This window comes from Pseudomonas sp. MWU13-2517 (assembly GCF_023242545.1).
GTDB lineage: Bacteria > Pseudomonadota > Gammaproteobacteria > Pseudomonadales > Pseudomonadaceae > Aquipseudomonas.
On record NZ_JALMFA010000024.1, the window covers coordinates 17,779 to 30,041 of the forward strand.

Sequence of the window (12,263 nt, forward strand, 5' to 3'; positions counted from 1 at the left end):
ACTACGGCAAAGGCAGCTTGACCCGTGGCTTGGTTTCCACAAACAGCGCCCAACAGGACATGAACAACGCCGCCACCAATGGGCCGATCACGAACCCGTTGAGGCCGAATACCGACAGGCCGCCCAGGGTCGAGATCAGGATCAGGTAGTCAGGCATTTTCGTGTCCTTGCCCACCAAAATCGGGCGCAGCACGTTGTCCACCATGCCGATCACCAAAACGCCAAACGACGCCAGCACCACGCCCTGCCAGACCGAACCGCTCAACAGGAAGTAAGCGGCCACTGGCCCCCACACAATCCCCGCGCCCACCGCCGGCAGCAGGGATAGAAACGCCATCAACACCGCCCAGAGCAACGCGCTGGGAATGTCCAGAAACCAGAAGATCAAACCGCCCAGTGCGCCCTGAGTCACGGCCACCAGCACGTTGCCCTTGACAGTAGCGCGCACCACCCGATTGAACTTGAGTTGCAGGCGACGTTTCTGAGGCTCGGCCAGCGGCACCGCCGTGCGTACCTTACGCACCAGTTCCGGACCGTCGCGCAGCAGGAAAAACAGCAGATACAGCATGATGAAAAAGCTCACCAGGAAATCAAACGTACCCTGGCCGAAGCTGAACGCCTGGGTCGCAAAGAACTGGCTGCCCTGCATCGCGCTCTTGACGATCTTTTCGCGCAAGCCTTCCAGGTTACCCATGCCGAACCGATCCAGCAGGTGCTGGAAATACGGCGGCAACACGTTCTTGAACTGTTCGATATACCCGGCGACGTCCAGCTTGCCGCTTTCGACGTTTTTGTACAGCGTCGCCCCTTCCTGCACCAGCAATACGCTGGTGATGATGACCGGCAGAATCGCGATCACCAGGCACACCGTCAACGTGCCCAAAGAGGTCAGGTTGCGGTTCCAGCCAAAGCGTCGCTGCAGCCGGCGTTGCATGGGTGCAAAGATGACGCCGAGGATCACCGCCCAGAACACCGCGCCGTAGAACGGCAGCAATATCCAGATAAAGGCAATGGTCACCAGGGCCAGCAACAACAATAGGGTTTTGAATTGCAGGTTGGTTTGGTTCATGTCCGGTCCGTGTCAGAAAACAGTGGGCCTTCATCGGCCCTTCTGCTTAGTCCGCGGGCGAACCCGGGAGTGCCATCCCTTTAATCAATAGCCTTCGCCTCTTTCAACAGCGCCTGGATCACTTGCTCCTGGGCTTCATAATCACCCTCGCCAAAGTGGCTGTAACGCACCTGGCCCTTGGCATCGATCAGGTAATGGGCCGGCCAGAACTGGTTATCGAAACTGCGCCAGATTGCGTAGTTGTTATCAAGAGCTACCGGGTAGGTGATGCCCAACTGGCGCACCTGCTCCCTGACGTTACCGCTGACATGTTCGTAGGCGTATTCCGGAGTGTGCACGCCAACGACCACCAGGCCATCCTTTTCGTAGCGTTTCGCCCACTCTTTTACGTACGGCAGCGCGCGCCGGCAGTTGATGCAGTCGTAGGTCCAGAAATCCACCAGCACCACTTTGCCTTTGAGCGTCTGCGCATTCAGTGGTGGGGCGTTGAGCCATTCGGTCGCACCCGCCAGTGATGGCATGGCGCCCATGTTGCCAGCCTGGGTTTCACGGCTGGCCACCACGCTGAAGAACAGCGCAACAGTCAGCAACAGGCCGGCGAACAGCAATGTGATAGACCGCATGATCATTACCTTTTCGGTTCTCAGAGTGCCCATTGGACCCCCCTGAGGTATCCCACCTGTGTCGAACGCCCGCTGCCGATACACAGCGATACAAATCAGCAAAGGGCGACCTGGATCAATAAACCCGGCCCCCGGCTCCTTTACCCTCGCGACCTTTTGCGACTTGAGCTCATGCCCTCCGTGACCGCCCCCGAACTGCTCGCCCCCGCCGGCACCCTGAAAAACATGCGCTATGCCTTCGCCTACGGCGCCGATGCGGTCTACGCCGGCCAGCCGCGCTACAGCCTGCGGGTGCGCAACAACGAGTTCGACCACGCCAACCTGGCCCTGGGTATTCAGGAAGCCCACATACTGGGCAAACGCTTCTACGTGGTGGTCAACATCGCGCCGCACAACGCCAAGCTGAAAACCTTCCTCAAAGACCTGGCGCCGGTGATTGCCATGGGCCCGGATGCGCTGATCATGTCCGACCCGGGCTTGATCATGCTGGTGCGCCGCCACTTTCCCGAGATGCCGATTCATCTGTCGGTGCAGGCCAATACGGTGAACTGGGCCAGTGTCGAGTTCTGGCAACAGCAAGGCATCTGCCGGGTGATTCTGTCGCGGGAGTTGTCCCTGGAAGAGATCGGCGAGATCCGCCAGCAGGTACCAGCCATGGAGCTGGAAGTGTTCGTGCACGGCGCCTTGTGCATGGCCTACTCCGGGCGCTGCCTGCTCTCGGGCTATATGAACAAGCGCGATGCCAACCAGGGCACCTGTACCAACGCATGCCGGTGGAAATACCAGGCCACGCCGGCGGTGGAAAACGCCACGGGCGATATCGTCCGGCACTACCATCCGGAACCCACCCTGGGGATCGGCGCGCCGACCGACCAGGTCTTTCTGCTGCAGGAGGCCAACCGCCCCGATGAGCAGATGCCCGCCTTCGAAGACGAACACGGCACCTACATCATGAACGCCAAGGACCTGCGCGCCGTGCAGCATGTGGAGCGCCTGACACACATGGGCGTGCATTCGCTGAAGATCGAAGGCCGCACGAAGTCCCACTTCTACTGCGCGCGCACCACCCAGGTGTACCGCCAGGCCATTGATGATGCGGTGGCCGGGCGCGCCTTCGACCGCAACCTGATGACCAACCTCGAATCCCTGGCCCAGCGCGGTTACACCGAAGGCTTTCTACGCCGTCATGTGCATGACGAATACCAGAACTACCAGAACGGCAGTTCAGTGTCGGAGCGTCAGCAGTTTGTCGGGGAGCTCACCGGCGAGCGCCGTGGCGACCGGGCCGAAGTCAAGGTGAAAAATCGCTTCGCCGTGGGCGATCACCTGGAGTTGATGACCCCCGCCGGCAACTTTCACTTTGACCTGGCCTCTCTGCACAATGCCAAAGGCGAAACCATCGACGTGGCGCCAGGGGATGGACACACCGTGTACGTGCCACTGCCAGCCGACATGGACGTGCGCTTTGGCTTATTGATGCGCGATCTCTAGATCCTGAACTGCCCCACCAACTGCCCCAGACGCTGCCCCAGATCCGCCAGACTGCGCGAGGTCTGGGCGCCCAACTGAGTTTCATCGGCCACACTGTCCACCGCCGCGGCGATCTGATGCACGCTGCGGTTGATCTCTTCGGCCACGGCGGTCTGCTCCTCGGCAGCGCTGGCGATCTGGGCGTTCATCGAATTGATCGTGCCGATCAGTTGCGCCATGGTGTCCAGTGAGGCCCCGGCTTCATTGGCCTGGGCCGAGGTGCCATCGCCCGCGTCGCTGGAGCGGCGCATGGCGTCCACGGCGGCGACCGTGCCTTTTTGCAGGCGGTCGATCATGCTTTGGATTTCCTGGGTGCTGGTTTGGGTACGGCTGGCCAGGGCACGCACTTCGTCGGCCACCACCGCAAAACCTCGCCCGGCCTCCCCTGCCCGCGCGGCTTCGATCGCGGCGTTGAGGGCCAGCAGGTTGGTCTGTTCGGCAATCGAGCGGATCACACCCAGCACACTGACAATCGACGACACATCCTGCTGCAAGCTGTCGAGGGACACGCCGCTGCTGCGGATATCGTTCACCAGCGCATGAATCTGCGCGATGCTGCCGTCCACCACACGCTTGGCCGCCTGGCCTTCGGCGTCGGTCTGCTGGGCAGCCACTGAGGCGCCCTGGGCACTTCGCGCCACTTCCTGGGCGGCGGAAGACATCTGGTTAATCGCCGTGGCGACTTGGTCGGTTTCGTGGCGCTGGCGCTCCATGGCCTGCTCGGAACGCTGGGCCTGATCGGAAACCTGGCTGACCAGGCCGGTCAGCTGGGTGGTCATCTCGGTGATCTGGCGCACCAGGCCGTGGATCTTGTCGACAAAACGATTGAACGCACCGGCAAGATCGCCCAGCTCGTCCTGGCTGGTAATGGCCAGGCGCCGAGTCAAATCGCCTTCACCGGCGGCGATGTCGTCAAGGTTGGCTTTCATCAGGCTCAGCGGACGCAGGATGGTATTGGCTACCATCATGCCCACGACGGCAATCACCAGCAGCACCACGACGGCGACGCCGAGGATACTCAGCACTACACCTTCCATGCGTTTCTCGACCTTGGCCTCGACCACCGCCACCTGGGCCTCGATGCCATCCAGGTTGACCGACGTACCAATCACCATGTCCCATTTCGGCAAGTACTCGGTGTAGCCGAGCTTGGGCACCAACTCGGTCTGGCCGGGCTGGGTGGAGCTGTATTGGAGGTAGTGGGTGCCGTCCTTGCCGACCTTGACCAGGTCGCGATTGACGTAGACACCGTTGGGATCGCGGTTGTCCTTGAAGCTTTTGCCTACGCCGTCGGGGCTGTTGCCCTTGAACAGGCGGATGGTCTCGGAGTCGTAGCCGAAGAAGTAGCCATCCTTGCCGTAGCTGGTGCTGGACAGCAGCTTGACCACCTCGGCCCGCGCCGCCGTATCGCCGGGGGCCGCCGCGTCGTAAAGCGGCTTGATGGTGGTCATGGCCACTTCCACGTAACTCTGCAGAGTTGCCTTGGCGTCGTTGAGCAGGCGCTGGCGGGTTTCGTCCACCTCGTTGCGCGCCTGGCCCTTCAGGATCCACACGGTGGTCAGGCTGATGACCACGGCAAACAGCAACACCGGCACGACGGCCAGGGACAGGACTTTGGCCTTTAAACTCAGACGCATGGCTTTCTCTCTTATTCGTGGCGACTTGAGAGGTTAACGGCCTATTACCCGATTTCTGTAGGACGATCCTGTCAGAGGGTCATCGCGGCAATCCAGCCAAACGCAAGCAATGGGATATTGTAGTGCAAGAACGTCGGCACCACGGTGTCCCAGATATGGTGATGCTGGCCGTCGATGTTCAGCCCGGAGGTCGGGCCGAGGGTGGAGTCCGACGCCGGCGACCCGGCATCGCCCAAGGCCCCCGCCGTACCGACGATGCACACGATGGCCAACGGGCTGAAGCCCAGTTGCACGCACAGCGGTACGAAAATCGCGGCGAGGATCGGCACCGTGGAGAACGACGAACCGATACCCATCGTCACCAGCAGCCCCACCAGCAACATCAGCAATGCACCCACACCGCGGCTATGGCCGATGAATGCCGCCGAGGTTTCAACCAGCGAACGCACGTCACCGGTAGCCTTGAGCACTTCGGCAAAACCCGACGAGGCGATCATGATGAAGCCAATCATCGCCATCATCTTCATGCCTTCGGTGAACAGGTCGTCCGTCTCGCGCCAGCGCACGATGCCCGACACCGAGAAGATCAGGAACCCGGCCAGGGCGCCGATGATCATCGAGTCCAGCCACAATTGAATGATGAATGCCGCGGCAATCGCCAGCCCGGCCACCAACAGGGTCAACGGGTTGTACTGCACCGCCACTTGCTCGACCCGTTCGATTTTCTCCAAGTCATACACACGCTTTTTGCGGTAGCTGACAAACACTGCCATCAACAGGCCGACCACCATGCCCAGCGCCGGCAAGCCCATGGCGTGGGTGACATTGACCTGACTGATGTCTACGCCGCTCTTGGCGACGTTGGCCAGCAGGATCTGGTTGAGGAAGATGTTGCCGAAACCTACCGGCAGGAACATGTAGGGCGTGATCAAGCCGAAGGTCATCACGCAGGCGATCAGGCGGCGGTCCAGTTGCAGCTTGGTCAGCACGTACAACAGCGGCGGAACCAACAACGGGATAAAGGCAATATGAATGGGCAGGATGTTCTGCGAGGCGATCGCTACGACCCACAGCAGGCCGATCAACAACCATTTGACGTGACTGCCACCGGTCGCTTCCTGTCGGTCCACCATCAGCAGCGCTTTGTCCGCCAGGGCATGGGCCAGGCCGGATTTGGCAATCGCCACGGCGAAAGCACCGAGTAAAGCGTAAGACAAAGCCACGGTGGCGCCGCCGCCCAAGCCACCGTTGAACGCTTTGAGCGTGGCGTCGATACCCAGGCCACCGGTCAGGCCACCCACCAGGGCACCGACAATAATGGCGATGACCACATGCACGCGGGACAGGCTGAGCACCAGCATGGTGCCGACCGCGGCGATTACTGCGTTAATCATGGTTACCTCAAGACAAAAAACAGAAGAACAGGCGTGCGGCGCCCAGGCGGCCATCAAACAGGGTGGCCGACGTGCAGGCTGAGGAGGTCTTATTAGAGGGCGCGCACTTTGCAGCAGGCGGGCGGCCATGTCAAAAAACGACGCCGCTTTGAGCTTTCTATTGAACGTTTGAATAAAGAAATAAACCGCACAGCCGATAACGGATCTCTACGTGTTTTCAGGTAAGGATGTCCCGATGTCGCTTAGGCAGCTCTCCATTCAATGGAAAATCACCCTGCTCGCCGGTCTCTGCCTGCTGGGGATCGTAACCCTGCTGGTGGGGCTGTCGCTGTATCGCATGGGGCAGAGCTCCGAGCAGGTCAAGGCATCCAGCATGCAGATGCTTGATGCCTCGGCCCAGGCGCGCATCGAGGCGCAGGGTGAAGTGCAGTCACTGGGCATTCGCCAGCAGTTCATGGATGCCTACCAGTACGGCCATGGCTTTTCCCGCCAAGTGCTGTTCCTGCGCGAACAGGCTGAAAAGCGCTTCCTCGATGCCTTCGACACCCGTGAAGACCTGACTCGCCAGGTCAAGGCCGCGCTGCAAGCCAACCCGGACCTGCTTGGTTTGTCCCTGGTGTTTGAAGCGAATGCGCTGGATGGCAAGGACGAGTTGTTCGCCAATCAGAAAGAATTGGGCAGCAACGAAAAAGGCCGCTTTGCCCTGTATTGGTCGCAGCCCACCCCGGGCAAACTGACCTCGATGCCACTGCCCGAAAGTGATATGGCCGACACCAGCGTCGGCCCCAGCGGCGAGAAAGCCAATGCCTGGTTCACCTGCCCGCGCGCGACCCTTAAACCCTGTGTGATCGAACCGTATTTTTATGTGATCGACGGGCAGAACGTGCTGATGACCAGCATCGTGTTCCCGCTGATGGCCAACGGCAAAGTCATCGCCTCGCTGTCGGTGGACATCAACCTCAACAGCTTGCAGGCCGTGAGCCAACAGGCGAGCCAAAAACTGTATGACGGCCAGACTCAGGTCAGCATCCTCAGCCCGACCGGCTTGCTTGCCGGCTACAGCCCGGACGCCGGCAAACTCAGCCAACGCCTGGACCAGGTCGATACCGTCAGCGGCGCGCAGTTGATCAGCGCGCTGGCCAGCAGCACGCAAACCCGCAGCCTGCGTACCGACCACCAGCTCAAGGTATTGGCGCCATTTATACCGATCCCGGGTGGCAAGCCCTGGGGTGTGTTGCTGGACGTACCGGAAAAAGTCCTGGTCGCCCCTGCCGAAGCCCTGAAAGCACAACTGGACGCCGACAATGCCAAGGGCACCCTGCTGGAACTGAGCCTGGGGCTGTTGGCTGCGGTGGCCGGCCTGGCCCTGGTATGGCTGATGGCGCGCGGCGTGACCCGTCCGATTCTCGGCGTGGCACGCATGCTCGAAGACATCGCCAGTGGCGAAGGCGACCTGACCCGCCGCCTGGCCTATGACAAAAAAGACGAACTGGGCCAACTGGCCGGCTGGTTCAACCGCTTCCTCGACAAGCTGCAGCCGATCATTGCCGAGGTCAAACGGTCAGTGCAGGACGCCCGTGGTACCGCCGACCAATCCGCCGCGATTGCCACCGAAACCAGCGCCGGTATGGAACAGCAATACCGCCAGGTGGATCAGGTCGCCACCGCCTCCCATGAAATGAGCGCCACCGCGCAGGATGTCGCCCGCAGCGCGGCCCAAGCCGCCCAGGCTGCACGCGATGCCGACCAGGCCACCCGCGAAGGCCTGACCGTGATCGACCGCACCACCAGCAACATCGGCGCACTCGCCGCCGACATGAGTACCGCCATGGCCCAGGTCGAAGGCTTGGCAGCCAACAGCGCGCAAATCGGTTCGGTGCTGGAAGTGATTCGCGGCATCGCCGAGCAGACCAACCTGCTGGCGCTCAACGCCGCCATCGAAGCGGCCCGGGCCGGTGAAGCTGGCCGTGGGTTTGCCGTGGTTGCCGACGAGGTACGTAACCTGGCGCAACGTACCCAGGAATCGGTGGAAGAGACCCGCCTGGTGATCGAGCAATTGCAAAGCGGCACCACCGAGGTGGTCGGCGCCATGGGCAACAGCCACCGCCAGGCCCAGGGCAGTGTCGAACAGGTAGGCCAGGCCGTGAGTGCCTTGCGCCAGATTGGCGACGCTGTCACCGTGATCAGCGACATGAACCTGCAGATCGCCAGCGCGGCCGAGGAACAAAGCGCAGTGGCTGAAGAGATCAACAGCAATGTGGCGACGATCCGGGATGTGACCGAATCGTTGTCGGAGCAGGCCAATGAGTCGGCGCGGGTCAGCCAGGCGCTGAACCGCCTGGCGAATCAACAGCAGGGGTTGATGGACCAATTCAAAGTGTAATGCCGCGCTGTCGAGGCGCCGGGCTCAAGCCTGGCGCCTGGGCAACTCAATCAACACCTTCAACCCGCCCAGTTCACTCTCCTGCAACTGCAACACCCCGCCCCACACCTCAACGATATCCCGCACGATCCCCAACCCCAGGCCATGGCCGTCGATCTGCTCATCCAGGCGCATACCTCGGCTAAGCACCTTGTCGCGATCGGTCTCGGGTATACCGGGGCCGTCGTCTTCCACTGCCAACAGATAGGCCTGCGCCGTTTCGCTGATGATCAGGCGGACTTCGGCGTCCGCCCATTTACAGGCGTTGTCCAGCAGGTTGCCGAGCAGTTCCAGCAGGTCTTCGCGGTCCCAGGGCAGTTGCAGGCCGGGCGACACCTGGTAGCTCAAGTCCAGGTGTTCACCGTGGATCATGTTGAGCGTGGCCAACAGGCTGGGCAGTTCTTTTTCACAGTCGAATAATGCGCCGGGCAAGGTTTCACCGGCCAGGCGCGCACGGTTGAGTTCACGATTGAGGCGTTGCTGCACTTGCTCAAGCTGCTCGCGCAACAACTTGCTCAGTTGCGGATGGTCCTTGAGCGGCTCGCTGGACGCTGCGCTCAACAACACGGCCAGTGGGGTTTTCAAGGCATGCCCGAGGTTGCCCAAGGCATTGCGTGAACGCTTGAGGCTGTCTTCAGTGTGGGCCAGCAGATGGTTGATCTGCGAGACCAACGGCTCCAGTTCCAGCGGCACTTGGGTATCGAGTTGGGAGCGCTGGCCTTGTTGCAGTTGGGCGATCTGTTCGCGCGCAGTTTCCAACGGGCGCAAGGCGCGACGCACGGTCACTCGTTGCAGGACCAACACCAGTAATAACGCCGCCAGCCCCAGCACCAGGCCGATCTGACGCATCAGGCGAAAGCTTTCCCGCACAGGCGTGTAGTCCTGGGCCACGCTGATGGAAATCGTCTGGCCGAAGCGTTTGTAGTCCGAACGCAATACCAGCAGTTGTTGGCCCTCCGGCCCCAATTGCAGATTGCCTTTGAGGCCGATCTGCGGGAGACGCGGCAGCTCCTGATCCCAAAGCGAACGGGAGCGCCAGTGAATATCGGCAAAATCAATACGAAAGTAATGACCGGAAAACGGCCGTTGATAAGCGGGTGACAAACGCTGCTCATCAAGTTGCATTCCATTGGGCCCACGCACCAGGGCGACCAGCAGGTTCTCGCTGTCGTTGCGCAGCCCCGCCTCCAGGTAGCGCTGCAACCCGGCTTCGAATAACCACAGGCTGGTCTGCGCCAGCACCACGCCAACGACCACCATCACACTGATCAGGCCAAGGCTCAGGCGCCGCTGAATGGACTTCATGCAGGGCTGGCGCCAAACCGGTAACCCTGGCCACGCCGGGTTTCGATCACACTGCGCCCCAACTTGCGGCGCAGATGGTTGACGTGGACTTCCAGCACATTGGAATCGCGCTCGTTCTCGCCGTCATATAAATGCTCAGCCAAGTGGCTTTTCGACAGGATCTGTTGAGGGTGCAGCATGAAGTAACGCAGCAGGCGAAACTCGGCGGCGGTCAGCTGGATTTCGTCGCCGTCTCGCAGCACGCACTGGCGACCTTCATCCAGATGCAGGCCGGCGGCTTGCAAGGTGGGCTGGTTGGCCTGGCCGTGGGAGCGGCGCAACAGCGACTGGATGCGCAGGAATAGCTCTTCAGGATGGAAGGGTTTGGCGAGGTAATCATCCGCGCCGGCCTTGAGCCCTTCGATGCGCTCGGCCCAGGAATCGCGGGCGGTCAGAATCAGCACCGGCGTCACCAAGGACGCCGCACGCCATTGCGCCAATACGTCAAGCCCGGGCAGGCCGGGCAAGCCAAGGTCAAGAATGATCAGGTCATAGGGCTCGCTGCTGCCCTGATAGGCAGCATCACGGCCATCGGCCAGCCAGTCGACGGCATAACCCTGGCGTTGCAGGCCGGCCAGTAACTCATCGGCCAGAGGAACGTTGTCTTCTACCAAAAGCAGGCGCATCAGTCGTCTTCCTTATCTTTGAGCAGCGCTCCAGTGCTCGCGTCGAGTTCGATTTCGCGCACGACTCCTTCCACCGTCAGCAACTCGATTTCGTAGATATAGGGCACCGCGCGGTCCTTGTGCTCTTCAAGCTCGGCATCGAGCAACTTGGCACCGGGGTAGCGTTCGAACGCCGGGCCCAGCAAGTGCTCCAGGGGGGCGATGATGCCCTTCTGGCGCAGACGCAAGGCTTCGTCCGGGCCGAGGTCATGGGCCGTCAAGTGGGAGCTGGCCAATAGCAATACCAACGCCATTGGACTGCCCACACGTAGATTTACCTTCATTGCGTATCCTGCTGTTCCTTGAGGTCACCACGTTAACCGTCGCAACTTAACTGAAACTGAATTGCCACCATGGCAATTTTCATCGATCGACGCCCCCATCGCCAGGCGAGATTTCCTATACTGCCCCGCTTGCTTCAAAAGAGACCGGTATGACAGCCATCCACATCAAGTTTCCCGCCTTGACCCTCAAGGCCGGCCGGCGTGCCCTGGCACGCATTCGCGAACAGGGCCTCAAGCCTGCCGATGTCGGCATCCTACCCGGTGCGGCCGGTGGCCCCAAGGCCTTGGGGATTCAGGGACTGGACCTGGCGCTGTTCGGCGACTGGCTGGCGCGCGCGCCCCGTGAGCGCGCGCTGATCGGCGCCTCCATCGGCTCCTGGCGATTTGCCAGCGCCTGCCTGCCCGACCCGGTACAAGGCTTGCTCGACCTCGGCCGCCTGTACAACGAACAGAGCTTCGCCAAAGGCGTGACCATGGCTGAAGTCACGCAAAGCTGCCAGCGCATGCTCGATGACCTGCTGGCAGGCCGCGATGCGCAGGTGCTGGCTAACCCCCACTATCGCCTGAACATCATGGTGGTCAAAAGCCACGGCCTGCTCGCCGATGACCATCGCGGGCGTCTGGGCCTGGGGTTGACATCGGTGATTGCGGATAACTTGCGCGGTCGCGCGCGGTTGTCACGGCATTTTGAGCGACTGATCATCCACGACCCGCGCCAGGCGCCGCCGGTGCATCCGCTGACGGATTTCCCGTCGCGTTTCCTGGAACTGGAGCTGGGCAACCTGCGCCAGGCATTGCTGGCCTCAGGCTCCATCCCCATGGTGATGCAAGGCGTGCGCGACCTGCCCGGCGCAGGCCAGGGGACCTATCGCGACGGCGGCCTGCTGGACTACCACCTCGACCTGCCCTACCACGGCGACGACATCGTGCTGTACCCGCACTTTACCGACCGGGTCATCCCTGGCTGGTTTGATAAGGGCCTGCCGTGGCGGCGCAGCAACCAGCAGGGTTTGCAGGATGTGTTGCTGCTGGCGCCATCCAGGGACTACCTGGCCCGCCTGCCCCACGGCAAGCTGCCGGACCGCAGCGACTTCAAGCGCTTCATGGGCGACGACCCGAGCCGCAACAGATACTGGCAAACGGCAATGAGCGAAAGCCGGCGATTGGGCGATGAGTTCCTGGAACTGGCCGATAAGGGTGGGCTGGGCGACCGTTTGCAGGCGCTTTGATGAAGGCTCGCCGCGAGCATGCGGCGCCGTTGCCACCCACGCCGTTGATCTACCAGAAACAAGCTG

At 61.5% G+C, this 12,263-nt stretch carries 10 protein-coding genes; 3 read left to right on the plus strand and 7 right to left on the minus strand.

The genetic code is table 11. The features are described from left to right. Position 1: 1 nt before the first annotated feature. Positions 2 to 1,069, minus strand: coding sequence for an AI-2E family transporter (locus M5B97_RS26615; RefSeq protein ID WP_134660677.1), 1,068 nt, complete (start codon positions 1,067 to 1,069; stop codon positions 2 to 4). Between the two features lie 80 nt (positions 1,070 to 1,149). Further along, the gene (locus tag M5B97_RS26620; protein WP_349292536.1) at positions 1,150 to 1,692 is read right to left on the minus strand and encodes a thioredoxin family protein; all 543 of its coding nucleotides are present in this window, start codon (positions 1,690 to 1,692) and stop codon (positions 1,150 to 1,152) included. Between the two features lie 171 nt (positions 1,693 to 1,863). Here M5B97_RS26620 and yegQ point away from each other — a divergent pair, with 171 nt between their 5' ends. Next, entirely contained in the window at positions 1,864 to 3,183 is a 1,320-nt protein-coding gene (gene yegQ / locus M5B97_RS26625; RefSeq protein WP_248733148.1) for a tRNA 5-hydroxyuridine modification protein YegQ, read from the plus strand. Here the strand turns inward: yegQ and M5B97_RS26630 are convergent. Together M5B97_RS26630 and M5B97_RS26635 are read right to left on the minus strand one after the other, a co-directional pair. After that, positions 3,180 to 4,859, minus strand: coding sequence for a methyl-accepting chemotaxis protein (locus M5B97_RS26630; protein ID WP_248733149.1), 1,680 nt, complete (start codon positions 4,857 to 4,859; stop codon positions 3,180 to 3,182). The two genes, yegQ and M5B97_RS26630, sit on opposite strands and share 4 nt — an antisense overlap. Before the next feature lie 71 nt (positions 4,860 to 4,930). Next, complete coding sequence (locus M5B97_RS26635; protein WP_167659701.1) at positions 4,931 to 6,250, minus strand: Na+/H+ antiporter NhaC family protein; 1,320 nt, start codon at positions 6,248 to 6,250, stop codon at positions 4,931 to 4,933. 238 nt (positions 6,251 to 6,488) lie between these two features. Here M5B97_RS26635 and M5B97_RS26640 point away from each other — a divergent pair, with 238 nt between their 5' ends. Then, entirely contained in the window at positions 6,489 to 8,636 is a 2,148-nt protein-coding gene (locus tag M5B97_RS26640; protein ID WP_248733150.1) for a methyl-accepting chemotaxis protein, read from the plus strand. Between the two features lie 24 nt (positions 8,637 to 8,660). On the opposite strand, the gene M5B97_RS26645 is transcribed toward M5B97_RS26640, so the two are convergent. Genes M5B97_RS26645 through M5B97_RS26655 form a run of 3 tightly spaced genes read right to left on the minus strand, consistent with a single transcriptional unit; the run spans position 8,661 to position 10,968 of the window. Further along, a complete protein-coding gene (locus tag M5B97_RS26645; RefSeq protein WP_248733151.1) occupies positions 8,661 to 9,980 on the minus strand; it encodes a sensor histidine kinase in 1,320 nt (439 codons plus the stop codon). Then, complete coding sequence (locus tag M5B97_RS26650) at positions 9,977 to 10,645, minus strand: response regulator transcription factor (RefSeq protein WP_123715269.1); 669 nt, start codon at positions 10,643 to 10,645, stop codon at positions 9,977 to 9,979. The genes M5B97_RS26645 and M5B97_RS26650 overlap by 4 nt, the downstream gene beginning before the upstream one ends. After that, a complete protein-coding gene (locus M5B97_RS26655; RefSeq protein ID WP_123715268.1) occupies positions 10,645 to 10,968 on the minus strand; it encodes a PepSY domain-containing protein in 324 nt (107 codons plus the stop codon). Before M5B97_RS26655 ends, M5B97_RS26650 begins: the two co-directional genes overlap by 1 nt. A 149-nt stretch (positions 10,969 to 11,117) precedes the next feature. On the opposite strand from M5B97_RS26655, the gene M5B97_RS26660 reads away from it, so the two are divergent. Next, on the plus strand, positions 11,118 to 12,197 hold the full coding sequence (locus M5B97_RS26660) for a patatin-like phospholipase family protein (protein ID WP_248733152.1): 1,080 nt from the start codon (positions 11,118 to 11,120) through the stop codon (positions 12,195 to 12,197). Positions 12,198 to 12,263 lie beyond the last annotated feature (66 nt).